This window comes from Buttiauxella gaviniae ATCC 51604, from assembly GCF_001654835.1.
Classification (GTDB): domain Bacteria; phylum Pseudomonadota; class Gammaproteobacteria; order Enterobacterales; family Enterobacteriaceae; genus Buttiauxella; species Buttiauxella gaviniae.
In genome coordinates, this window is record NZ_LXEP01000015.1 from 63,431 (window position 1) to 87,873 (window position 24,443).

Below are 24,443 nucleotides of genomic sequence, written 5' to 3' on the forward strand. Positions count from 1 at the left end.
GCCGTAACTGGCCCCAGAAAATCACGCTTACGCAGCTTCTTTCACTCGTTTGAAATTCACATCCATTTGCGGATAAGGGAAGCTGATTCCCTGCGCATCAAACTCACGCTTAACGCGTTCCAGCACATCCCAATAGACGTTTTGGAGGTCGCCGCTGTTGCTCCAGGCACGCACCACAAAGTTAATGGCTGACGGCCCAAGCTCATTGAGGCGCACGGTGATGTCGCGGTCTTTCAGCACGCGCTCATCGCTGTTGATGATATCTGTCAGGATTTGCTTAACCTTGTCGATATCCGAATCGTACGCCACGCTGATGATAAATTCGTTGCGGCGCACCGGTTCGCGGGAGAAGTTAATAATATTGCCGGCGATGATTTTACCGTTAGGCACCACAACGATTTTCCCGTCCACAGTGCGCAAAGTGGTGGAGAAAATCTGCACGTTCAGCACGGAGCCCGCAATACCGCCAAGATCAACATATTCACCCGCGCGGAATGGGCGGAAAGTGACCAGCAACACGCCTGCCGCCAGGTTAGAAAGCGAACCTTGCAACGCCAGACCAATGGCTAAACCTGCGGCACCGAGGACTGCGATAACGGACGCAGTCTGAACGCCAACACGCCCCAGCGCGGCAATTAACGTAAATGCGATGATGCCGTAACGCACCAGAGCGGAAAGGAAATCAGCTACCGTCGCATCAATACCACGCGCCAACATCACACGGTTAATCGTATTGGAAACCACGCGAGCCACGATCATCCCGACGATGATTATCGCAATCGCCGCCACAATGTTGACCGCATAGCTCAGCAGTAACGCCTGGTTGCGCACCAGCCAGCCTCCAGCATTATTAATACTGTCTACTACGTTGAGATCTTCCATTCACGGTTCCTTGTCTTTACTGAAATTTGCGCCTGAAAAGCACAACAGAGACTTTAAAGGGTAAACAAAACAACCGAATATGCCAAGTTGCTCACAAATTTGGCCGAAAAAAACCCGCGCGCGCGGGTTTCAGGGAAGCGAATTAATGCTCAAAGGCATTAGATCGAGTGGGTAAAGGTGCGCGAAATGACATCTTGCTGCTGCTCACGCGTCAGAGCATTAAAACGCACCGCATAGCCGGAAACGCGAATGGTCAGCGTCGGGTAGTTTTCCGGGTGTTCAACGGCATCAAGTAGCATTTCCCTGTTCATGACGTTTACATTCAGATGCTGCCCGCCTTCAGTTCGCACATCGTGATGGAAATAACCATCCAGCAATCCCACCAGGTTTAACTGGCGCACGGCGTCATCACGCCCTAATGCCGCAGGAACAATCGAGAAGGTATAAGAGATACCATCTTTAGCGTAACTGAACGGCAGTTTAGCGACCGACGTTAATGAAGCCACTGCACCTTTCCGATCCCTCCCGTGCATTGGGTTCGCCCCTGGTGCAAATGGCATACCGGCACGGCGACCATCTGGCGTGTTACCGGTTTTTTGCCCATACACCACGTTTGAGGTGATCGTCAGGATCGACTGAGTCGGCACCGCATTGCGATAAGTTGGCAGCGCCTGGATCTTCTTCATAAAGCGCTCAACCAGATCGCAGGCAATGGCATCAACACGATCATCATTATTACCGTATTGCGGGTAGTCACCTTCAATGACGAAATCAACCGCCAGCCCGTTTTGGTCGCGCACCGGTTTCACCGTGGCGTACTTAATCGCAGAAAGCGAATCCACTGCCACCGACAATCCGGCAATACCACATGCCATGGTGCGATAGACATCCCGGTCATGCAGAGCCATTAACGAGGCTTCGTAGCTGTATTTGTCGTGCATGTAGTGAATAAGATTGAGCGCGGTGATGTATTGCGTTGCCAGCCAGTCCATAAAGTGGTCGAGGCTGCCCATTACCTTGTCGTAATCCAATACCTCATCGAGCAGCATTGGCATTTTCGGGCCGACCTGGATTTTGAGTTTTTCGTCCATGCCACCGTTGATGCAATACAGCAGCGTTTTAGCGAGGTTGGCTCGTGCACCAAAGAACTGCATCTGCTTGCCAATCACCATCGGACTGACGCAGCACGCAATCGCATAGTCATCGCTGTCGAAATCACAGCGCATCAGGTCATCATTTTCATATTGCAGAGATGACGTTTCGATGGAAACTTTCGCCGCATAAACTTTGAAAGGTTTCGGCAGCGCTTCCGACCACAGAATCGTCAGGTTCGGCTCTGGTGCAGGCCCCATGGTGTAAAGCGTGTTGAGATAACGATACGCATTTTTGGTGACCAGCGTGCGACCATCAAGCCCCATTCCACCGATGACTTCGGTCGCCCAAATAGGATCGCCGGAGAATAGCGTGTCAAATTCCGGTGTACGCAGGAAACGCACCATGCGGATTTTCATAATGAAGTGATCGACCAGCTCTTGTGCTTGCTGCTCTGTCAGCAGCCCAGCTTTTATATCGCGCTCGATATAAATGTCGATAAACGTGGTGGTGCGGCCCAGTGACATCGCCCCACCATTCTGAGATTTCACCGCAGCAAGGTAGGCAAAATAGAGCCATTGCAACGCTTCTTGCGCATTGCTTGCCGGGCGCGAAATATCAAAACCGTATTTTGCCGCCATCTCCTGAATTTGCAGCAGTGCACGGCGATGTTCAGACAACTCTTCACGCAAGCGAATTACCGCTTCAAGATTTTCACCACGCTCAAGCTGGTTTTGCAGATCGGCAAACTGCAATTCACGCTCGCGCACCAGGTATGCAATCCCGTAAAGCGCAACACGGCGGTAGTCGCCAATAATGCGGCCACGCCCGTAGCCATCTGGCAAGCCAGTCAACACACCTGATTTACGGCAGCGCAAAATATCCGGTGAGTAAACATCAAATACGCCCTGGTTATGCGTCTTACGTAGCGAGGTGAACTGATATTCAAAATCCGGGTCCATTTCACGACCATAAGCTTCAAAAGAGCTTTTGATCATATTAACGCCACCATAAGGGTGTAAGGCGCGCTTTAGCGGTTTATCGGTTTGCAAACCGACAATTTTTTCATGCTCTTTGACGATATAACCCGGTGCATGCGCGGTAATCGTAGTGGCAATATTAGTGTCGAAATCGACTGGCGCGTGGGTGGCATTCTCAATACGAATGCCGTCCATGACCTTTTCCCACAACGCAGTGGTCGCTGGAGTTGCGCCTGCTAAGAATGATTCATCACCTTCATACGGGGTATAGTTGTGCTGGATAAAATCCCGAACATTAATTGTCGCTTTCCATTCTACGCCCGAGAATTGCTGCCAGGCATGGGAATAATTATCGTTGGTAATATCAACATCTACTTTCATTACTTCATTCCTTTAAAGCATATTATTTATATATACCCTTTGGATTTCGAGCTGCGGGGGTATATCAGGCGTATTCGGCGAGATAGCATTCTCTACCTAAATGCAAAGCATCAAGTGCAATCATCTTTTCTTCATTGGTAGGAATAACCGCTAAAATAACGGGAGACTGTTCGAGGGAAATAATTCGCTCACCTGAGCGGTTAGGTTGGTTATTCTTATCAATATCCAGTTCAACACCAAATACCCGTAAACGCTCAGAAACCAGACGGCGAATAAGTATTGAATTTTCACCAATACCACCGGTAAAAATAATGCCGTCCAGGCGATTTAATGCAGCTGCGTGCGCGCCAATTGTTCGGGCAATACGATGGACAAATGTTTTTATCGCCCGTTGTGCCCGCTCTTCACCGTTGTGCCAGGCATTTTCCAGGGTGCGTAAATCTGACGATAAACCCGAAAGCCCCAGTAGCCCTGACTCTTTATTGACTACCTGCTCAAGGTCATCCATGGATTGTCCGGTCTGCCTTGCAAGCCAGGCCATCGCCCCGAAATCCACATCACCGCAGCGCGTGCCCATAATCAGGCCTTCGAGTGGCGTCATACCCATTGAAGTATCTACGCTTTCGCCATTTTGCACCGCGCACACCGAAGCACCATTACCTAAGTGAGCAATCACTAACCCCGAATTCTCTACGTTCAGGCCTAATAAATCACATGCCTGCTGCGCCACGTAACGATGCGAAGTGCCATGGAATCCATAGCGGCGCACACCATACTCTTCAAAGTAACGATATGGCAGACCGTACAAATAAGCTTCGGGCTTTAGGGTCTGATGGAAGCTGGTATCGAATACCGCGACTTGAGGAACGCCAGGGAAACGAAGCCGTGCAGATTCCACGCCGTGTAAATTGGCATAATTGTGCAGCGGAGCCAAAGGTGAAACCTGGCGAATTTTTTCTATGACATCATCAGTAATTAATACCGAGTCGCTAAATAAAGAACCACCATGAGCAATACGGTGGCCAACAAAGGCCACACTATCAATTAAATGACGTTTCTCAAGTTCAGCAGATATTGCCGCGAGTGCCTCTTCATAACTCTGGTGAGCCAGAATAACTGGCTCTCCATCATTGACCGTTAAAAATGCACTCTCGGTATTAATACCTTCGCAAATTCCAGATAAAAGCACATCGAAAGTTTCTGCATCTAATACTGAAAACTTTACCGAAGAAGAACCACAGTTAATCGTCAGCACTACCGGGTATTCATTCATTTTTAAATTCCACTCATCCTGAGTAAGTCATTAGATAAGCTTGAAGACAATATTAAGAATGGTCAGCAAACCAATTACTGTGACAAAAATGTTTTCGGTCCTGCCTTTATATTTCGCCAGCGCAGGGGTTTTGCGAATGGCATACATTGGCAGCAGGCAAAGCAGAGAGGCGATAATCGGCGCACCCATAGCTTCAATCAAATCGAGGATGTTCGGGTTGGCGTAAGCCACAACCCAAGTCGACCCCATGATAAAGACCATGCTGATAAGGTTGAGTTTGCCACCGGATACTTTGGTTTTATCACCCTTATACCCAAACTTGAGGACCAGACCGTTAAGTCCTTCAAGTGTGCCAAGATAGTGGCCGAAGAAGGATTTGAAGATAGCGACCAGGGCAATAATCGACGCGCCATACTCAAGCGTAGTGGCGAAGGTCGATTTTGTACCCGCCATTGATGAGAAGTGGTTAGCCAGATAAGAAAGCACCGGAATGTTTTGCGCTTTAGCCTCGGCCATATTTTGCGGTGAAAGCGTGAACAGGCAGCTGAAGGCGAAGAACATCACAACAGCCACCATCAACATGCTGGCACGGGAGATAATTTTCGAGCATTTGTCTTCGGTGTACTGCCTGCCGAAGTCCTTCTCATACTCTTCGCGTTTGGAAACCACAAACGAAGAGACAATCGGCGAGAAGTTAAAGGAGAAGACCATGATGGAAATACCGAGCCATACGGTCACAAGAATACCGTCACTGCCGGTAAACGAAATATCGCTGAGACTCACCTGGTCGATAACCGCAGAGTTCCAGTAAGGGATCAGCGAGACAGAAATCAAGATCAGGCAGGCAATGAACGGGAACACCAGATAGCTCATGACTTTGACCATCAGGTCTTTGCCAAAATAGATAACAAAAGCCATCAGCAGCAGCAGGAACAGCGCCACCACACCGCGGTTTAGGGGCATGAGTTGCAGCTGGTTTTCCCAGAAAGTCATAAAGGTGTTGGTAATCGTAACGCCGTAAATCCACAGCAACGGGCAAATGGCGAAGAAGTACAGGAAGGTAATGACCACACCACCTGTCTTACCAAAATGCTCTTCTACCGTTTCGGTAATATTTCCAGAAGTGTTGCTCCCCGAAAGACACAGGCGTGCTAGTGCGCGGTGGCAGTAAAATGCAATGGGATAAGCCAGGAACAACATAATCAATATTGGAATTAAGCCGCCGTAACCTGCACGAATAGGGAAAAATAAAACCCCGGCGCCGATAGCGGTGCCAAATAAGCCTAATGTCCAGGTGGTGTCAGATTTTCGCCATTGCGATACAGCTTTTTGGCCAATAAGGGTTGCATCAGTATTACTCATAATAGAGTTCCTTTAATAATTCAATATCCGTTATATTCCGGGTTACACATTTATTATCCTGAGTGCAACCCGAATTAGTTGGTTATATCAAATATCTGCTGATCCTGTGATTTGCGAAACACGCGAAAGATCGATGTTTCCGCCAGAGATAATGCTTACTGTTTTACGGCCTTTAATATAGTGATCTAATTTTCCACTTAATAAAGCCGCAGTGGCCAGTGCGCCAGCGCCTTCAGTCACAACTTTATTACGTTGGATTAGCGCCACCATACTGTTGCGAATTTCATCTTCACTGACTAATACAATATCGGTAACTAATTTCTTCACGATTTCATAGGTTATTCTGCCCGGACGGGAAACATCGCAACCATCGGCTAATGTACCTGAAGTACGGTGTGCCATCAGTTCACCTTTATAAAATGATGCAGCCATACCATGCACATTTTCAGCCTGGACACCGATAATATTAATTGTCGGGTTGATTGATTTAATCGCCAACGCAATGCCCGCGATTAAGCCACCACCGCCAATCGGCACAATAACGTTATCTACATCATATAAATCTTCAAGAATCTCGAGGCCGATGGTGCCTTGCCCGGCAATAACATGTTCATCATCATACGGCGGTATGAAGATACGCCCTTCCATCTCAACAATTTCGCTAACCTTAGCGATGGTGTCGTTGAAGTTATCGCCGTGCATCACTACCTGTGCTGAGTAATCGGTAGTTGCTGCCACTTTAGATTTCGGTGCACCGTTAGGCATCACCACCTTGCCATTGATTCCCAGAATAGCGCAAGAAAGCGAAACCCCTTGCGCGTGGTTGCCAGCAGAACAAGCCACTACCCCTTTTTTTCTTTCTTCTTCTGTTAAGGAGCTAAGCTTATTAAAAGCACCACGTATTTTAAATGAACCTGTACGCTGCATATTTTCAAATTTCAAAAATATCTCGCCCTTGCAGCATTCGCTGAGATAATTAGAACGGGGCATTCCTGTTTTATATATATATCCAGCGAGTCTTTTCTTCGCTTCAAGGACATCAATAATAGTAACAGGAAGTTCATAGTCGATATGCATGTTGACCTCAACATTAAAAAGCTAAAACAATACAGGAGGTGACTGCTTATTAAATCAATCACCTTGAATGAGTTATATATTTATCAATTACTGAATTAGGCTAAGCAACTTCAGTTAATTGGCTAAATTGAAACTGGCTACGCAATGAATGTTTTTTGGCAAGCTCAACTAATGTGGCTGCAGAATGATTAATTCGGTAATTTTTAGACCACACCGCAGCGTAGCGAGCTATAGGTAATTTATCTTCAACAGGAATTTTTATAAATTGGTTAGAACCAAATGGGGCAATCATATCTCGAGGGATTACCGTCAGGAAGTCGGCATTCAACACTAAATTATAAATAGTCACTACCGAATCAGTTTTAACGATATTTTCGCTTTTAATATTATTCTTTTGCAGCGTAGTAAGGAGTTCGCTGTAATATCCCATTTCCGTTTGCGGCAAGACCCATTGTTCATGGCTTAGAGCACTTAGCGTAGTCGTTCCTTTGACTACCCGTGTTCGGTTCGCGACCAGAATAAATTCTGACTCAAACAGAGGCTCAATATGGAGATCTTGCAGTAGCATTTCATCACTCAGAGTACCGATTGCAAAATCCAGACGACCATCACGGATTGCAGGTAAGAATGAGGAAAGCTGGGCTTCGAACATTGATACCTGAGATTGTGGAAAGAGCCCTTTAAACTCTTTCATCATGCCCGGCAAAAAAGTAAAACCGATCAGGGAAGGATAACCAAATGATACATCACAGACAGTATTGCCAATCATACGGCTCATTTCGCTGCACATATTTCTCAGTTCGCGCGTGATGGATTCTGAGTATGTCAGTAGCACTTTGCCTGCTTCGGTTAATTTTACGCCGGTGTTTTTTCTGATGATGAGCTCTAAGCCAAAATAAGCTTCCATCTCACTAATAACTTTACTGACTGCTGGTTGGGAAAGACCAAGCTGTTTTGCCGCAGAACCAAATGAACCACTCCTGACAACTTCCTGGAATACCATCAGGTGTTGTGTCTTTGGTAAAGAATTATTGTCCATGAAGTTCTGCGCTCAATTAACTTTCCATGCAGAAGATCATAACGAATTGCACACAGGATGTTATGTGGCTTGACTCACAAATACTTGAGAGTTAATTGCATGCAAAGCAATCAATTGAAACAAATACTTTAAAAACAAATACATATATAAAAACAATCAGCCTTTAATATGATGCGCATCAACCTTAAGTACCCTAATAAAATTAAGTTATGGAGATAATTTAATCATATAAGTTTAAATAAGCAGCTATTCATACTGCATTTTATAATAGCAAGAGAAGATTTATCTTAGGGCTGAAGGTGCAATGTAAACTAATTTTGTTATTTTTAAAAATTAATTAATACATCCACCGATGTATATTTGATCATTTAATGAAGTTAAATAAAGGAATTATTGGATAATAAACAGTGAGTTTAACAGGATATTTTATTTTTAAATTTTGAGATATAAACGATTGCGTTCTCATTACTGCACATAAAAAAAACCCGCACAAGGCGGGCTTTTCGATACAGCAATTAAGCTACGAAGATTACAGAACGTCTACTGCGTTCAGTTCTTTGAAAGCCTGCTCCAGACGGGTGATCATTGAAGTCTGTGCAGAACGCAGCCATACGCGTGGATCGTAGTATTTCTTGTTCGGCTGATCTTCGCCTTTAGGGTTGCCCAACTGGCCCTGCAGGTAAGCTTCGTTAGCTTTGTAGTAGCTCAGGATACCTTCCCAAGTTGCCCACTGAGTATCGGTATCGATGTTCATTTTGATAACACCGTAGCTCACGGAATCTTTGATTTCTTGAGCTGTAGAACCGGAACCACCGTGGAATACGAAGTTCAGAGAGTTGTGCGGCAGGTTGTGTTTCTTAGAAACATAGTCCTGAGAATCACGCAGGATAGTCGGGGTCAGAACCACGTTACCTGGCTTGTAAACACCGTGCACGTTACCGAAAGAAGCAGCGATGGTGAAACGTGGGCTGATTTTGCTCAATTCGGTATAAGCGTAATCAACGTCTTCTGGCTGAGTGTACAGAGCAGAAGCGTCCATATGGCTGTTATCTACGCCATCTTCTTCGCCGCCGGTGCAACCCAGTTCAATTTCCAGAGTCATACCCATTTTGGACATACGCTCCAGGTATTTAGAGCTGATCGCGATGTTTTCTTCCAGAGACTCTTCAGACAGGTCGATCATGTGAGAAGAGAACAGTGGTTTGCCAGTTGCTGCGAAGTGTTTTTCACCCGCGTCTAACAGGCCATCGATCCACGGCAGCAATTTCTTAGCGCAGTGGTCAGTGTGCAGGATTACTGGCACGCCGTAATGTTCAGCCATCTGGTGTACGTGATGTGCGCCAGAGATAGCACCCAAGATTGCAGCGCCCTGAGGAACGTCAGTTTTCACGCCTTTACCAGCGATGAATGCAGCGCCACCGTTAGAGAACTGAACGATAACTGGAGCTTTAACTTTCGCAGCAGTTTCCAATACGGCGTTGATAGAGTCGGTGCCTACGCAGTTAACTGCTGGCAGAGCAAAGTTGTTCTCTTTTGCTACCTGGAAAACTTTCTGTACGTCATCACCAGTGATCACACCTGGTTTTACGAAATCAAAAATCTTAGACATGTTTGGTTGTCCTGTATCGTCGGCCGTTAGAAAAAACGTTTGTGCCACCTAAGACTGAGCGGCGGCAAAAAACAAACGGGCAGGAAAACCTGCCCGTAATCATTACTTCTTAGCGCGCTCTTCGAGCATCGCTACTGCTGGCAGTACTTTGCCTTCCACGAATTCGAGGAATGCGCCGCCACCAGTGGAGATGTAGGAGATCTTGTCAGCAATACCGAACAGGTCGATTGCTGCCAGAGTGTCACCGCCGCCTGCGATAGAGAATGCTTCGCTGTCTGCAATTGCATTAGCAACGATTTCAGTACCTTTACGGAAGTTCGGGAATTCGAACACGCCAACCGGGCCGTTCCACAGAATGGTTTTTGCATTCTTCAGGATTTCAGCCAGTTGCTGCGCAGATGCATCACCGATATCCAGGATCTGCTCGTCAGATTTCACGTCGTTTACAGATTTCAGAGTTGCAGTAGCAGTCTCAGAGAACTCAGTTGCAACGCGAACGTCAGCAGGAACTGGGATATCACAGATAGTCAGCAGGCGTTTAGCTTCGTCAACCAGGTCTGCTTCGTACAGAGATTTACCTACGTTGTGGCCTTGAGCAGCAACGAAGGTGTTCGCGATGCCACCGCCAACAACCAGCTGGTCAGCGATTTTGGACAGGGAATCAAGAACAGTCAGTTTGGTAGAAACTTTAGAACCGCCAACGATAGCAACCATTGGACGAGCTGGTTCTTTAAGTGCTTTACCCAGTGCGCTCAGCTCTTCAGCCAACAGCGGACCTGCACAAGCGATGTCAGCAAATTTACCAACGCCGTGAGTAGAAGCCTGTGCACGGTGCGCAGTACCGAAAGCGTCCATTACGAATACGTCACACAGAGCAGCGTATTTCTTAGACAGAGTTTCGTCGTCTTTCTTTTCGCCTTTGTTGAAGCGAACGTTTTCCAGAACAACCAGTTCACCTTCAGCAATTTCAACGCCGTCGAGGTAATCTTTAGCCAAACGAACCGGGGAAGACAGTTTGTCTTTCAGGTAGTTAACAACCGGCAGCAGAGAGAATTCTTCGTTGTACTCGCCTTCAGTCGGACGACCCAGGTGAGAAGTTACCATCACTTTAGCGCCTTGCTTCAGGGCCAGTTCGATAGTTGGCAGTGATGCACGGATACGTGCGTCAGATGTCACTTTCCCTTCTTTAACTGGTACGTTCAAATCTGCACGGATCAGAACGCGCTTACCAGCCAGATCCAGATCGGTCATCTTAATTACAGACATGGTGAATCCTCTCGTTGATTCTTAAAGTTTTGCGAACGCATATGCGCTCTACCTGAAACCACTTGCGGCCATGACTAACGTCGTGTCGAGCATTCGGTTAGCAAAGCCCCATTCATTATCACACCAGACTAGAGTTTTAATCAGATGTTGCCCACTGACCCGGGTTTGTGTGCCGTCAACAATGGCACTGTGCGGATCGTGGTTAAAATCAGTCGAGACCAACGGTAATTCCGTATAGTCAACTATACCATGAAATGAATCTCGTGCTGCTTTTTGCAGCAACTTGTTGACTTCATTGGCTTTAACTGCATTTTTCACCGTCACGCTTAAATCTATTGCCGTGACGTTGATGGTCGGAACTCGCACCGCGATCGCTTCAAAACGATCGTTAAATTTCGGGAAAATACGTGCGATACCAGCAGCAAGACGCGTATCAACAGGAATAATAGACTGGCTGGCAGCACGGGTGCGGCGCAAGTCTGGATGATAGGCGTCAATAACCTGTTGATCATGCATGGCTGAATGAATGGTAGTCACTGTGCCCCACTCAATACCGTAAGCATCATCAAGCAGTTTGATAATTGGAATGATGCAGTTTGTGGTGCAAGAAGCATTGGAAACAATGCGATGCTCAGCAACCACACTTTCATGATTCACACCGTAAACAACGGTGGCGTCGAGGTCGTTACCGCCAGGATGAGAGAAGAGGACTTTTTTGGCACCGGCGGCCAGATGAGCTTCACCGTCTGCACGGGAGCCAAACACACCGGTACAATCGAGCACCACATCAACGCCCAGTTCACGCCACGGTAAATTAGCAATTTCCGGTTCGTGCAAAATACGGATGGCGTCGTCGCCTACCCATAACTGGTCGCGCTCCTGGCGGACGTCCCAGACGAATCGACCATGGCTGGTGTCGTACTTCAACAGATGCGCCATACCCGCAGCATCAGCCAGTTCATTGATTGCCACGACGGTAATTTCCGCACGGCGCCCGGATTCGTACAATGCACGTACCACGTTGCGCCCAATGCGACCGAAGCCATTAATTGCTATGCGAACGGTCATATCTCTCCTGCCAGAATCCCTGAGACTAAGTGGCTGACAGAGTAATCCAGCTATCGCCTGAGGGGAATCCTCGCACTCTTGAAACTGCAGTTGTTTGCTCAATTGTCGAACATTCATTCGACTGAAACGCTTCAGCCATGTTAAGCGATAAGCGGAATAAATGGAACGTTACCCCAGTACAGGCAACCGATCTTCTGACGCAGGTCACATTTTTGATGGAATAACTGCAACGACAAATGCGCCAAGGACGAATAATAACCAGGTCGAATCAAACATGATGAAAAGGCCGGGCCGTTTTAAAGACCCGTTCCCTTTCAGCTTCGATGATAGCCGCCCTGATCGTCCATACGTAACGGCATGTCTGCGGGCTGGCTGTTTTCCAGCACACGCAATACATTCGGCCCGTCAGTCGCCTGGAAAAAGGCTTCGGCTTGTTCCCGGGTCAAACCCCCACGGACTTTTCTGCCAATCAGGCGCTCTGAGAGCATGTCAGGCGCAGCTGAAATAAAGACTGAGTAATCGCAAAGTTCGCGTAGGGATTGCCATTCTGGCTGATTAAGCAGCAACCAGTTTCCTTCGACCACCACAATTGGCGCTGTTACCGTAATCGCGTTTTCCACCGGATCGTGCAAATTACGATCGTACTGCGGCCAGTGGTTTTCGGGCTTATGCAAATCGCGCAACGCATCAGTCAGCTTCGGCACATTAAAGGTCTGCGGCGCACCTTTATGCTGCCTGAGATTGAATGCCTGTAGATAATCGTTGTAGTGGTGGAATCCATCCATCGGCAACGCCTGAATGGCGGGTAATACAGAATCTTGCGCGCTCAAATATTCCCAAAATGCCACCAGCGTCGATTTTCCGGTTCCCGGCGGGGCGGCTAAAAACACCACCAGTCGGCGGCTTAACTGCTTTTGCTTCTCGGCTAATTGCTTAAGCAACGGCTTATGCAATGCGTCGACTTCTTCGTCGTTAAAATGGGCTTGAGTTTCTAATCCATTTATTATCAATGTGACATTCACCAGACTAGCTCCTTCAATAATGAAGTCACCGCCAGAGATAACGCCGTTTTCACCAGATTCCCATATCGCACTTCGGAATAAATAGAGAAGTCCGAATACTTCATGCTTTTAATTGCATTAAACAGCGTTGCATTTTGGGTAATTGAATTAAGGTTCGCAATGAAATCGTAAGTAACATCATCATGAAACTGTATGGTTTCTTTGCTGTGCTGCACGAAATCACAAAACTGGCTAAAACAGGTAATATCGGCATACAGCCATTTATCCATTTTCCCCAGGGCGTAAATCAAGCGCAGCGCAACGTCGATATCATCAAGCGGCCCGCTTCTGGCAAGTAAAGGCTTAACGGCGTACTCGACTATCTCTTCATCATTATCAACAAATAACGAAGGCAGAAATTGCCTGATTCCTGAAAGCAAAATATCGTGAGCGACACTCATAAACGAGGCCAGTGAATTTTGCGCTTCCAGCCGCTCAAGCACATCATCTTCGTTCAACGTGGTCATCAATAGCTCAGTACATTAAAGGTGATGTAGGGAGTCTATAATATTACAAGTGCGCTCTATACCATTAATCAAGAGCGTTTGTGTGCGCACTACCTCACCTTCTTCACGCACACCTTGCAGAATATCGCCTCCCGTCACACCGGTTGCGGAAAATAAAACTTCCTCACTTTGGACGATTTCATTCAGGCTATAAATGCGGTTCACTTCGACGCCCATTTCAGCGCAGCGGCGATGTTCAGAATCCGCAATCTGGCGATTCGCATGAGACTCCCCTTTCGCCTGGCAAAAATCTAATAGCTCAATCTGCATTTCGCCCCCCAGCGCTTTCACCGCGCAGGCTGAAATCACGCCTTCTGGCGCACCGCCAATGCTGTACATCACGTCGTACTGGTTTTCCATCAAACACGTCATCACGCTGGCGGCAACATCGCCATCTGGTAGAGCAATCACTTTCACCCCAAGACTTGTGGCTACCGCTATCGCATCCTGATGGCGCGGCTTATCGAGCGTAACCATTCGCAGCCGTTCGAGCGGTTTACCCAGGGCTTTGGCAATATTGCGCAGGTTATCTTCAAGCGTTGCCGCCAGGTTGATCACCCCTTTCGCCTTTTTGCCGACGACCAGCTTCTTCATATACATATCCGGCGCATGAAGCAGTGAACCTTCGGGCGCGCAGGCCATCACTGCGAGCGCGTTGTTTTGCCCCATTGCGACCATGCGTGTGCCTTCGATAGGGTCAACCGCAATATCGATTTTCGGGAACTGTCCGTTGCCTAGCATTTCGCCGATATAGAGCATGGGCGCATGGTCGATTTCCCCTTCACCAATGACGATTTTCCCCTGCATCTCGATTTGATTCAGGGCATCGCGCATGGCCTGTACCGCGACACCATCAATACGATTCTTGTCGCCGCAACCAATCAGGGGCCAGGCAGCCAGCGCGGCCTGTTCTGTGGTGCGGAAAAAAGGATAAGCCAACGTTTTCATGCTTAAGCCTCCATGCCGGTATCGACGCCAAAATGCGCTAATAAATGTTTTTCAGCGGCTTCGTTCCACACGCCATGAGTTTCGCTCACCAGCTCAGCCAGACGGCGGAATAACGGATCGGTTTCACCCAGGCGGGCGAAATCGGTGATCGCAGTCAGTGGCATAGTCACACCGTTGTAAATCAGCTTTTTACCGCCTGGGATATCTGGCAGGTTCAACACGGTTTCAGGCACCGCATCTAAACCGCCAACATGCGTGACCATAAATGAAGGCTGCAATCGCCCGCTGGCTGCAAGTTCGATGGCTTCCAGCATGTCGTCCGTGGAGCCGCCTGAAGTCCCAACGATATGCGTGCTGCCGTAATGAACATTGTAGAAGTTGAACGGCACTTTAAAGTTTTTGTCGGTTGGCCCGGCAAAGAAGTTCAGGCAGCCATCATCCGCCAGCAGATCGTCACCAAGCTCGATAACCGCAGGCACGGCGGCGTAGACAAAGACATCGTCGAAACCTGCGCCCCCTGTCATATCTCGCAGCGCAGCAGCCGGGTCATCCAGATTTTTACTGTTCACATAAACCAGCTCAATGCCATTTTTTGCCGCCAGCTCTACCGGCAAAAGTTTTTGCGCCTGCTCCAGTCGGGCTTCATCGATATCTACCACAACGACTTTAGCCGGTTTAATATTTCCGTTAATTGCATAATCAATGGCACCGATGCCCATCGGCCCGGCACACGCTAATAATGCCAGGTTACCGCCGGGTTTAATTCCCATGCGATGTTCATAAACATATTGAGTGGTGTGGTAGTTAGCTTTATAGGCACCAATAATGCAGCACATCGGTTCGGCTAAAGAGGCGGCGGCAAAATAGGAACCGCTATAAGGCAAAACACAGCCCATATCAATCGCCAGCTTAGGAATAATCATATAGGTGGCATTACCACCGAAATATTCATAGCTGTATCCTGCCGAATACCCGCTTGGCAAACCCATTGCCGGTTGCAGAACGTAACGCTGACCTGTCTTATATTTATCACGTAGATTATTCCCGACTTCAACAATCACGCCAGCGCATTCATGCCCGGTAATAACCGGATGATTAATTAAATCGTCCGGTACACGTTTGTGCTCGCTTGCCAGTAACGCGGCTTTCCATGTTGATAAACAAACGCTGTCAGAAATAACACTCACTAATAATTCATCATCGGTAATCGCGGGTAATTCGAACTCACGGATACGGACATCCCGCTTACCATAAATGGCTGCAACTTTAGTTTTCATAAGAATCCTTATTATTTAGCCTTAGCGGTTAATTCATTAAATAACGCGTCAAGTTTAGGGTCACCGATATAGTTATTAATCAGTATCAGCGGTCTGTTAGTGACTAGTTTTACGCGGCCTTCAAGACTTGCGTGAGTCACAATAATTTCTGCATTATCAGGAACGTTTTCAATCGCGTAATGTTTTACTTCTGTTTCCATGCCCTGCTTTTGCAGGCGCTTACGGAAGGTTGTCGCCCCCATCGCACTTGACCCCATTCCTGCGTCACAGACGAAAGCGACCAGTTTCACAGGTGCAGCACTCCACGCGCCTTCCTGTTTCATCGCTTTCATGGCGCTGGCTGTCTCATCAAAGTTGTCTTCTTTCTCGACTTCTTTGCTGCGGTCCATTTTCAGGATCAGCGAGGTGATAACAAATGACACGACCGTTGCAACGGTGACCCCAGCGATAGTGGCGAAGAAGGCTCCGCGCGGTGTCAACGCCAGATAAGCAAAGATAGAACCCGGACTCGGCCCTGCGACCAGGCCACCACCCAGAAGGTTAAAGGTGTAAATCCCGGACATACCGCCTGCAATCATGGCAATCAGCGTCAATGGTTTCATCAACACATACGGGAAATAGAGTTCGTGAATGCCGCCGAGGAAGTGAATAATCATGGCGCCCGGTGCGGATTTTTTTGCCATTCCTTTGCCAAACACAGCAAATCCAAGCAGCAAGCCGAGTCCAGGTCCAGGGTTCGACGCCACCATAAAGAAGATCGATTTCCCGGTGTCAGACGCTTGCTGCATGCCAAGCGGATAGTACACACCCTGGTCGATAGCGTTATTCAGAAACAGAATTTTTGCCGGTTCATTAATCAGTGATAAAAGCGGCAAATACCCCGTACTCACCAGCGCTTCAATACATTCCTTCACGAAATTGTTAGCCACCAGAACCGCCGGGCCGATTATTTCGAAGGCAAACAAGCACAACAACATCCCGGAAATACCCAACGAGAAGTTATTGATAACCATCTCAAAACCAGGTGGGATACGCTTTTCCAGTTTATTGTCGATGACTTTAATAATCCAACCGCCCAGTGGCCCCATGATCATCGCGCCAATAAACATCGGAATATCGGCGCCGACAATCACACCGATGGTGCCAATCCCGCCCATAACAGCGCCACGTTTGCCACCCACTAAATGGCCGCCGGTTGAACCAATCATCACCGGAAGCAAATAGGTAATCATCGGGCCAACTATTTTGGCGAAATGCTCATTAGGCATCCAACCGGTTGGAATAAATAACGCGGTAATAAAACCCCACGCAATAAAAGCGCCAATATTGGGGATAACCATAGCTGTAAGAAATCCGCCGAAAGCCTGGACTTTGGCACGAGCCGATTTATTTTTCATATTTATCCTGACGAGAGAATGATTACTCTTGAGTGATAATATCCATGAGTTGCCGTGCGGTATTCGCGTTTAGCAAAGCTTCAATTTTTTCTTCTTCGCAAAACATTTCGCTTAATGCCTGAATCGCACCTATATGCTCATCAGAATCAGCTGCCGACAATCCTATTAGTAATTTTACGGGTTCTTTACTTTCGCCAAAATCCACGCTGTTTTTTAATAACGTGAGAGATAAACCTGTTTTAATTGCGCCACACTCCGGTCGGGCATGAGGCATTGCAACAAACGGCGCCAGAATATAATACGGCCCAGTTTCTTGGGTGGTTGATTTTATGGCATCGATGTATGAAGAGGTGACATATCCTTTTTGCAATAGCACTTCCATTGAATAATCTATTGCCTGCTGCCAGTCTTCGGCAGAGTCTTTTATAGATATGGCAGCATCAGGGAAATAATCTATTAACCGCATACTGACTTCCTCGTTGTAGGGTGTTTTTATTTTCAATTAAAGTATGACGGCGGGAAAAATAAATCAAATGGGAGATGGAACGGCGAGGGTTTTTACGCGAAAATGATTTACTGAATTAATTCAAACAATTAGACGGAGCGATTTCAATTAATTCATTTTGTCAATACGTATAATTTGATGTGATTCACATATATACAACTCAGATGAATACAATATTTGTAATTGAGATCACATTAAAGGACTTGATTGGGTTTGTTTTTGAGATATTGCGCAGTGGCTTAAATCTGACAATATCAAAAGAGAACGGCCAGTCGGTGGTAGCGCCGACTGGCTGTTTTAGTTAACGTCCTTCAATTAAAACTCAATACGCGCCCCCAGATTATAGCGACGCCCTTCGACCAGGCCGTAATCACCCCATGGGCTGATACGCTGCGGATCAACATCAAACAGGTTGTAGACGCCAGCCATCAACTGGGTGTGTTTGTTCAACTGATAACGCGCTCCGAGATCAACCATCGTCCAGGCTTCGTAATCAATATGATCGCCCGTATCGCGATTGCTACTGCGGTAATTTGTTTTGCTCCACAGATCTAACGCTTGTGTCGCCGACCAGGTCAGTGACAAGTTCGACATATGGCGTGGGAAGTCATTGAGCGCATAACCCTTATTCACACCTGTTTTCTGCTCACTATGGTTATAAGTGTAGTTTGCGTTGGCCTTCACGGTTTCCGTCACTTGCCAGTCCGCATTCAGCTCCACACCGTAAACATCAGCTTTGCCGACGTTAAAGTATTTGCTGATGGAATCAGCTTTATAGCCGTTCATCTGGCACTGGTTAGTCGCCGTCGTTTCGCAAATAGTCTCTTCCGAGATTTTATCTTTAAATTGGGTGTAGAAAACCGTGCCGTCTAACGCCAGTTTTTCTCCAGCCCAGTACAAGCCCAGTTCGGAGTTGACGCTTTTCTCTGGTTTCAGGTCATCGTTACCCACGGTCAAATAAGGGTACGGTGGTAATGAGCCCCGTGGCGTCACGAAGTCGGCTGAGGTTTCACGCAACTCAGGTTTTTTATAACCTGAAGATACGCCACCTTTCAGAGCCCAGGCGTCCGTAATGGCCCAGTTGCCATAAAGTTTTGGCGTGATGTGTGTGCCAAAATAGTTGTCGCGGTCCATACGTGCAGAGGTGGTCAACGTAAAGTCCCCAATCTGCCAGCCGTCTTCAGCGAACAGCGCCCAACCATTGCGACTGATTTTGGTCACCGGTTCAACGCCAGGCGCTTCTTTACTGGAAACAGCGAACTGGTCGTTAAGTTCTTCACGCGTGAAGTTAGCCCCAACGGTGAGTTTATGATTCTCGAACGAGAAAGTGGTCTGGCTATTCGCAACGTAGTTTTCAGTCTCAATGTGCTGCGGTGCATCGCCGTCCAGGTTGTATTTAGAGCGACCCTTCTCATAGTTGAGATAGTTATTGGTCGCGATCGTATCTTCGGCATACCAACCGCTGTGGCTCAGCGTCACCGCATCCCTGTCAAACGTCCACATCCATGGCGCGTCGTCGCGGTTTTTCTTCTGTTTTCCCGTCACCACATTCAGATCAAAAAGGTTAGTTTCGTTTGCCGCAAGGCCAACGGTCATATCAATAGATTTACGATCGTTCTTGCTGAAGTAATTATTGCGCTCGTCGTCACGGCGATTTAGCCAGTCGGCCGCGACGCTAATACCCAGCACGTCGGGCACAATTGGCCCCATTGCGAACAAATTCATTTGGTTGGTATTACCGAATGCACTGTCTTCCTGAATGAAGGTGTTTGCCACCAATGCCCCGGTCCAGTCTTGTACGCCGTAAGGTTTTTTGGTGATAACGTTCACCACACCGCCAATGGCATCGGAACCATATAGCGATGACATTGGCCCGCGAATGACTTCAATTCGTTCGATAGCTTCCATCGGCGGCAGGAAGTTAACCTCGGCACCAATATCCTGCCCATAAGGCCGTGACTCACCGGTATTTTGTTTCACGCTATTAACCATAAATGCGGTATAGCCTGAGTCCATACCGCGCATCATAATACTGCCGGTTGCCATATCGCTTGAACCCGAACCCACATTAACGCCGGGTAAATCCTGAATGGCTTCGGCGACATTCCTGTTTGGTTTTTCATCGAGCTGTTTTCTGTCAATAACAGAAATTGTCGCCGGGGCATCTTTTTTCTGTTGAGAAAAACCCGATGCCGTCACGACCATTTGATCTTCAGATTCTTTAAGAGAAGCGTTATTTTCCTCGGCCAACACGGGAAGCATAGCGCCCCCTGCCAGCACCATTATTCCTGCCACTCTTCTTGCGAACACCAACTGCTTATTCGTTGCCATTTTTTATTACCCAAGATATTGAAAAAAAGCCTGCCGGCCCTGTGAATTTTCACCACAGGGCTTTATTGTTCTTTTAATGAAAAGTGAGTTAGATTTTTTCGAGATCGACTTTAATAATGTAGTCCGGTTTTTTACCTATCTCTTTTTCACCCTGCTTCACGCTGGCATAAAGAGTGTGGCCATCCGCTGAGAGAGCAAGGCTATTAGGCAAGGCCGATGTCACGATGCTGGCTTTCACTTTATAAGTATCAGCGTCGACAACGCTAATCAGCTGCGCGTTACGGTGAGTGATATACACCTCGTTGCGGCCATTGTTGTACATCACAGCCAGAGAGTTAATCACCTTAATACGATCAATGATTTTGCTGTCTTTTAGTGAAACCACCAAAACATCAGGTAAATCAGGATCGGTAATAAATGCACGCTCTTTTTTATTATCCAGCGCGATATTTAAGAAGAAGTGTTTTTTCTGCGGTTCAACTTTAACTCGCGAAATAATTTTATTATCGCTGGCATCAAGCGTAATCAATTCCCCACTGCCGTTGACAGCATAAACTCGCCCTTTATCTTCATCGACAGTCAACCCGGTTGGATATTCACCCATATTTTCAATGGTCGCAATATGCTGCTGTTTTTGCGTGTCGATAACCCAAATAATACCTTTCTGAGTAACGCCTGATACATATAAGCGCTGGCGTTTTTTATCGAGCGCCATTTCACGGGTGTGAACGATTTCTTTGGGATTGCTGATATCACTCAGTTGAACCGTTTTAATCTCTTTGTCGGTGCGCGTATCAATAAGCGTGACAGCCCCTTCAAGGGTGTTACCGATATACAGAATATGGTTTTCTTCATCCAGCAGTGTGGCAAATACGCGTCGCTCAGTGGTGATTTTCCCCGTTGTCTTCAACGTGTCTGGGTTCAGCTTGTAGACCAGACCATCCGTTTTATCTTTATCAAACGAAGGGGCAGAGGCAGCAAACAGAACGTTTTGAGAGGCGTCATATGCCAGCTCATAAACGCCATTACCCACCGGAACGGTAAGAAAGTCCTTTTCAGGGAGTGGTTTAGCGCTCGCGCTCAGTGAGCTCATCAATAGTGCGACGGTTAAAGCAATGAAGCCCGATTTCTGGTATCCGTACAAAGTATGTCGATTCATTTACTTAGATTCACATTTATTTACGAATGTGAATGATAATAATTTTCAATTGCATTATCAACAATAGATAAAAAAAAGGCCAGCAATCAATGTTTGCTGGCCTTAGGGGGGATTACGTTTTACAGAACTGCTTTAGCTTGTTTCACTACGTTTGCAACGGTGAAACCAAACTCTTCAAACAGAAGCTCAGCCGGAGCAGACTCACCGAAGGTGGTCATGCCCACAACTGCACCGTTCAGGCCAACGTATTTGTACCAGTAGTCAGCGATGCTGGCTTCGATAGCCACACGCGCAGCAACCGCTTTCGGCAGCACGGCTTCACGGTAAGCTGGATCTTGTTTGTCGAATGCATCAGTAGACGGCATGGAAACCACGCGCGCTTTGATGCCTTCAGCCGTCAGTTGATCCCACGCAGCCACTGCCAGTTCAACTTCTGAACCGGTTGCAATCAGAATCAGCTCAGGCGTGCCTGCACAATCTTTCAGAACGTATGCGCCACGGGCAACATCTGCCAGTTGCTGTTCGGTACGATCCTGCTGTGCCAGGTTCTGACGGGAGAAGATCAGCGCGGTCGGGCCGTCGTGACGTTCTACTGCGTATTTCCACGCCACCGCAGACTCAACCTGGTCACATGGACGCCATGTGCTCATGTTTGGTGTCACGCGCAGGGCAGCAAGCTGCTCTACAGGCTGGTGAGTTGGACCATCTTCGCCCAGACCGATTGAGTCGTGGGTGTAGACCATCACCTGGCGTTGCTTCATTAATGCTGCCATACGCACCGCGTTGCGGGCATATTCAACAAACATCAGGAAGGTAGAGGTGTACGGCAGGAAACCACCGTGCAGCGCGATACCGTTGGCAATCGCGGTCATACCGAATTCACGTACACCGTAATGGATGTAGTTACCGGCCAGATCTTCATTGATTGCTTTAGAACCAGACCAGATAGTCAGGTTAGAAGGCGCGAGGTCAGCGGAGCCGCCGAGGAATTCAGGCAGCAGGTGGCCGAATGCTTCGATGGTGTTCTGAGACGCTTTACGGCTGGCAATTTTTGCAGGGTTAGCTTGCAGGTTCTTGATGAACTCCTGCGCTTTAGCTGCGAAATCAGCAGGCATGTCGCCTTTCATACGACGGGTAAATTCAGCAGCTTCTTGCGGGAAGGCTTTAGCGTATGCAGCGAACTTCTCGTTCCATGCCGCTTCTTTAGCCTGACCTGCTTCTTTCGCGTCCCACTGAGCATAGATCTCAGACGGGATTTCGAATGGCGCGTGTTTCCAGCCCAGTGCTTCACGGGTCAGTGCGATTTCCGCGTCACCCAAAGGTGCGCCGTGGGAATCGTGCGTACCGGCTTTGTTTGGTGAACCGAAACCGATAATGGTTTTGCACATCAGCAGTGAAGGTTTGTCGGTAACGGCTTTAGCTTCTTCAACAGCGCGTTTGATTGCGTCTGCATCGTGACCGTCAACGCCGCGTACTACGTGCCAGCCATAGGCTTCAAAGCGTTTCGCAGTATCGTCAGTGAACCAACCTTCAACGTGGCCGTCGATGGAGATACCGTTGTCATCATAGAAGGCAACCAGTTTACCCAGACCCAGCGTACCCGCCAGAGAGCAAACTTCATGGGAGATACCTTCCATCATGCAGCCATCACCCATAAAGGTGTAGGTGAAGTGGTCAACGATGTCGTGACCTGGACGGTTGAACTGTGCTGCCATGGTGCGTTCAGCAATTGCCATACCCACTGCGTTCGCAACACCCTGACCCAGCGGGCCAGTTGTGGTTTCAACACCCGCGGTGTAGCCCACTTCCGGGTGACCCGGAGTTTTGGAATGCAGCTGACGGAAGTTTTTCAGTTCTTCAATCGGCAGGTCATAACCTGTGAGGTGCAGCAAGCTATAGATCAGCATTGAGCCATGGCCGTTAGACAGCACGAAGCGGTCACGGTCAGCCCATGCAGGGTTCTGCGGGTTATGGTTCAGGAAATCGCGCCACAGGACTTCGGCAATGTCGGCCATACCCATAGGGGCGCCCGGGTGACCGGATTTGGCTTTTTGTACTGCGTCCATGCTGAGTGCACGAATAGCATTGGCAAGCTCTTTACGAGAGGACATTTTGACTCCAGATCGGATGGTTGAAGGTCAGGCCTTGACTACTATGCGTTATGGGCTACGCCCAAAAAATTGCCATCAATGTACCGCAAGCCGTGTGCCATGTACATGGAGCATCCTTTTGTCCGGTTAAGAAATCTCTGGAAGCTGCTCGCATGTTGCGCAAGTTACTGCGCGAGTTTAAGTAACTTCTTTATACTGAAGCGACTAGCCAACGGTTTGTGGCTGAAACACCTCTGAGCAGTTATCACTAATTAAGGATATTGGCATGAAATTGCGCCCAATTTTATTAAGCCTGAGCGTTGCTGCCCTTCTGAGCGGCTGCCAGAACATGGACTCTAACGGTCTGCTCGCTTCCGGTGCGGAAGCATTTCAGGCGTACACATTAAGTGATGCGCAGGTGAAAGAGTTGAGTGACAAATCTTGTGCTGAGCTCGACAGCAAAGCGAGCATTGCACCAGCTAGTAGTGAATATGCTAAACGTCTAAGCAAAATTTCCTCAGCCCTGGGCGACAACATCAACGGCATGCCGGTGAACTACAAGGTGTATGTCACCAAAGATGTGAACGCGTTTGCGATGGCTAATGGCTGTATCCGCGTATACAGCGGCCTGATGGACATGATGAACGATAACGAAGTCGAAGCAGTTATCGGCCACGAAATGGGTCACGTTGCACTCGGTCATGTGAAGAAAGGCATGCAGGTTGCATTGGGCACTAACGCAGCCCGCGTAGCAGCAGCCTCAGCGGGCGGAGTGATTGGTAGTTTATCGCAGTCACAACTGGGCGATTTGGGTGAAAAACTAGTGAACGCACAGTTCTCCCAACGCCAGGAGTCTGAAGCTGATGACTACTCGTATGATTTGTTGAGAAAACGTGGAATCAACCCAATTGGCCTCGCGACCAGTTTTGAGAAGTTAGCGAAGGCAGAAGAAGGCCGCCAAAGCTCGATGCTTGATGACCACCCTGCTTCAGCCGAACGTGCTCAGCATATTCGCGACCGTATGGCTGCAGATGGTTTGAAGTAACTTCAGTCAACTAAGCACTTCAGGCGTTATTGTCGCAGACAGTTTGAACCCGGACAGCGCGCAGCCACCGGAGCGTACACACAGTACGTGAGGAT

The 24,443-nt window shown here is 47.9% G+C and carries 19 protein-coding genes; 1 reads left to right on the forward strand and 18 read right to left on the reverse strand.

Going from position 1 to position 24,443, the window contains the following annotated elements; translation table 11 throughout:
• Window positions 1–27: 27 nt before the first annotated feature.
• From mscS to tkt, 18 genes are all read right to left on the reverse strand, one after another.
• Window positions 28–882 carry a small-conductance mechanosensitive channel MscS gene (gene mscS / locus M977_RS07420; RefSeq protein WP_064513642.1) on the reverse strand — a complete coding sequence of 285 codons (855 nt, stop codon included), beginning with the start codon at window positions 880–882 and terminating at the stop codon, window positions 28–30.
• Window positions 883–1,040: 158 nt separating this feature from the next.
• Window positions 1,041–3,335 (reverse strand): formate C-acetyltransferase, encoded by a 2,295-nt coding sequence (pflB, locus tag M977_RS07425; RefSeq protein ID WP_064513644.1) that lies wholly within the window; start codon window positions 3,333–3,335, stop codon window positions 1,041–1,043.
• Between the two features lie 64 nt (window positions 3,336–3,399).
• On the reverse strand, window positions 3,400–4,608 hold the full coding sequence (gene tdcD / locus M977_RS07430; protein ID WP_064513646.1) for a propionate kinase: 1,209 nt from the start codon (window positions 4,606–4,608) through the stop codon (window positions 3,400–3,402).
• A 30-nt stretch (window positions 4,609–4,638) separates the two neighbouring features.
• Window positions 4,639–5,970: a threonine/serine transporter TdcC gene (gene tdcC, locus M977_RS07435; RefSeq protein WP_064513648.1), complete on the reverse strand. Its 1,332-nt coding sequence runs from the start codon at window positions 5,968–5,970 to the stop codon at window positions 4,639–4,641.
• Between the two features lie 87 nt (window positions 5,971–6,057).
• Complete coding sequence (gene tdcB / locus M977_RS07440) at window positions 6,058–7,047, reverse strand: bifunctional threonine ammonia-lyase/L-serine ammonia-lyase TdcB (protein ID WP_064513651.1); 990 nt, start codon at window positions 7,045–7,047, stop codon at window positions 6,058–6,060.
• A gap of 100 nt (window positions 7,048–7,147) precedes the next feature.
• The gene (gene tdcA / locus M977_RS07445; RefSeq protein WP_064513653.1) at window positions 7,148–8,086 is read right to left on the reverse strand and encodes a transcriptional regulator TdcA; all 939 of its coding nucleotides are present in this window, start codon (window positions 8,084–8,086) and stop codon (window positions 7,148–7,150) included.
• Window positions 8,087–8,615: 529 nt separating this feature from the next.
• Window positions 8,616–9,695: a class II fructose-bisphosphate aldolase gene (fbaA, locus tag M977_RS07450; protein WP_064513655.1), complete on the reverse strand. Its 1,080-nt coding sequence runs from the start codon at window positions 9,693–9,695 to the stop codon at window positions 8,616–8,618.
• A 102-nt stretch (window positions 9,696–9,797) separates the two neighbouring features.
• Entirely contained in the window at window positions 9,798–10,961 is a 1,164-nt protein-coding gene (pgk, locus tag M977_RS07455; protein WP_064513657.1) for a phosphoglycerate kinase, read from the reverse strand.
• A 48-nt stretch (window positions 10,962–11,009) separates the two neighbouring features.
• Entirely contained in the window at window positions 11,010–12,029 is a 1,020-nt protein-coding gene (epd, locus tag M977_RS07460; RefSeq protein ID WP_064513659.1) for an erythrose-4-phosphate dehydrogenase, read from the reverse strand.
• A gap of 314 nt (window positions 12,030–12,343) precedes the next feature.
• On the reverse strand, window positions 12,344–13,051 hold the full coding sequence (locus tag M977_RS07465; protein WP_064513660.1) for a nucleoside/nucleotide kinase family protein: 708 nt from the start codon (window positions 13,049–13,051) through the stop codon (window positions 12,344–12,346).
• A complete protein-coding gene (locus tag M977_RS07470) occupies window positions 13,048–13,557 on the reverse strand; it encodes an MltR family transcriptional regulator (protein WP_064513662.1) in 510 nt (169 codons plus the stop codon). The genes M977_RS07465 and M977_RS07470 overlap by 4 nt, the downstream gene beginning before the upstream one ends.
• A 15-nt stretch (window positions 13,558–13,572) precedes the next feature.
• Window positions 13,573–14,544 (reverse strand): class II fructose-bisphosphatase, encoded by a 972-nt coding sequence (gene glpX, locus M977_RS07475; protein WP_064513664.1) that lies wholly within the window; start codon window positions 14,542–14,544, stop codon window positions 13,573–13,575.
• Between the two features lie 2 nt (window positions 14,545–14,546).
• Window positions 14,547–15,821 carry a zinc-binding dehydrogenase gene (locus tag M977_RS07480; RefSeq protein WP_064513667.1) on the reverse strand — a complete coding sequence of 425 codons (1,275 nt, stop codon included), beginning with the start codon at window positions 15,819–15,821 and terminating at the stop codon, window positions 14,547–14,549.
• An 11-nt stretch (window positions 15,822–15,832) separates the two neighbouring features.
• Entirely contained in the window at window positions 15,833–17,218 is a 1,386-nt protein-coding gene (locus M977_RS07485; protein WP_064513669.1) for a PTS mannitol transporter subunit IIBC, read from the reverse strand.
• Window positions 17,219–17,240: 22 nt separating this feature from the next.
• Window positions 17,241–17,684 (reverse strand): PTS mannitol transporter subunit IIA, encoded by a 444-nt coding sequence (gene cmtB / locus M977_RS07490; RefSeq protein ID WP_064513672.1) that lies wholly within the window; start codon window positions 17,682–17,684, stop codon window positions 17,241–17,243.
• A gap of 354 nt (window positions 17,685–18,038) precedes the next feature.
• Window positions 18,039–20,006 (reverse strand): TonB-dependent receptor domain-containing protein, encoded by a 1,968-nt coding sequence (locus M977_RS07495; RefSeq protein ID WP_483413593.1) that lies wholly within the window; start codon window positions 20,004–20,006, stop codon window positions 18,039–18,041.
• A gap of 136 nt (window positions 20,007–20,142) precedes the next feature.
• Entirely contained in the window at window positions 20,143–21,213 is a 1,071-nt protein-coding gene (gene yncE / locus M977_RS07500; RefSeq protein ID WP_064513676.1) for a 7-bladed beta-propeller protein YncE, read from the reverse strand.
• 119 nt (window positions 21,214–21,332) lie between these two features.
• Window positions 21,333–23,324, reverse strand: coding sequence for a transketolase (gene tkt / locus M977_RS07505; RefSeq protein ID WP_064513678.1), 1,992 nt, complete (start codon window positions 23,322–23,324; stop codon window positions 21,333–21,335).
• A gap of 265 nt (window positions 23,325–23,589) precedes the next feature.
• Here tkt and loiP point away from each other — a divergent pair, with 265 nt between their 5' ends.
• Window positions 23,590–24,348: a metalloprotease LoiP gene (loiP, locus tag M977_RS07510; protein ID WP_034457774.1), complete on the forward strand. Its 759-nt coding sequence runs from the start codon at window positions 23,590–23,592 to the stop codon at window positions 24,346–24,348.
• Window positions 24,349–24,443 lie beyond the last annotated feature (95 nt).

What these genes read in the sequence shown, in the direction of transcription:
- mscS (WP_064513642.1), bottom strand. Translation starts at nt 882, where the DNA reads ATGGAAGATCTCAACGTAGTAGACAGTATTAATAATGCTGGAGGCTGG.
- pflB (WP_064513644.1), bottom strand. Translation starts at nt 3,335, where the DNA reads ATGAAAGTAGATGTTGATATTACCAACGATAATTATTCCCATGCCTGG.
- tdcD (WP_064513646.1), bottom strand. Translation starts at nt 4,608, where the DNA reads ATGAATGAATACCCGGTAGTGCTGACGATTAACTGTGGTTCTTCTTCG.
- tdcC (WP_064513648.1), bottom strand. Translation starts at nt 5,970, where the DNA reads ATGAGTAATACTGATGCAACCCTTATTGGCCAAAAAGCTGTATCGCAA.
- tdcB (WP_064513651.1), bottom strand. Translation starts at nt 7,047, where the DNA reads ATGCATATCGACTATGAACTTCCTGTTACTATTATTGATGTCCTTGAA.
- tdcA (WP_064513653.1), bottom strand. Translation starts at nt 8,086, where the DNA reads ATGGACAATAATTCTTTACCAAAGACACAACACCTGATGGTATTCCAG.
- fbaA (WP_064513655.1), bottom strand. Translation starts at nt 9,695, where the DNA reads ATGTCTAAGATTTTTGATTTCGTAAAACCAGGTGTGATCACTGGTGAT.
- pgk (WP_064513657.1), bottom strand. Translation starts at nt 10,961, where the DNA reads ATGTCTGTAATTAAGATGACCGATCTGGATCTGGCTGGTAAGCGCGTT.
- epd (WP_064513659.1), bottom strand. Translation starts at nt 12,029, where the DNA reads ATGACCGTTCGCATAGCAATTAATGGCTTCGGTCGCATTGGGCGCAAC.
- M977_RS07470 (WP_064513662.1), bottom strand. Translation starts at nt 13,557, where the DNA reads ATGACCACGTTGAACGAAGATGATGTGCTTGAGCGGCTGGAAGCGCAA.
- glpX (WP_064513664.1), bottom strand. Translation starts at nt 14,544, where the DNA reads ATGAAAACGTTGGCTTATCCTTTTTTCCGCACCACAGAACAGGCCGCG.
- M977_RS07480 (WP_064513667.1), bottom strand. Translation starts at nt 15,821, where the DNA reads ATGAAAACTAAAGTTGCAGCCATTTATGGTAAGCGGGATGTCCGTATC.
- M977_RS07485 (WP_064513669.1), bottom strand. Translation starts at nt 17,218, where the DNA reads ATGAAAAATAAATCGGCTCGTGCCAAAGTCCAGGCTTTCGGCGGATTT.
- cmtB (WP_064513672.1), bottom strand. Translation starts at nt 17,684, where the DNA reads ATGCGGTTAATAGATTATTTCCCTGATGCTGCCATATCTATAAAAGAC.
- M977_RS07495 (WP_483413593.1), bottom strand. Translation starts at nt 20,006, where the DNA reads ATGGTGCTGGCAGGGGGCGCTATGCTTCCCGTGTTGGCCGAGGAAAAT.
- yncE (WP_064513676.1), bottom strand. Translation starts at nt 21,213, where the DNA reads ATGAATCGACATACTTTGTACGGATACCAGAAATCGGGCTTCATTGCT.
- tkt (WP_064513678.1), bottom strand. Translation starts at nt 23,324, where the DNA reads ATGTCCTCTCGTAAAGAGCTTGCCAATGCTATTCGTGCACTCAGCATG.
- loiP (WP_034457774.1), top strand. Translation starts at nt 23,590, where the DNA reads ATGAAATTGCGCCCAATTTTATTAAGCCTGAGCGTTGCTGCCCTTCTG.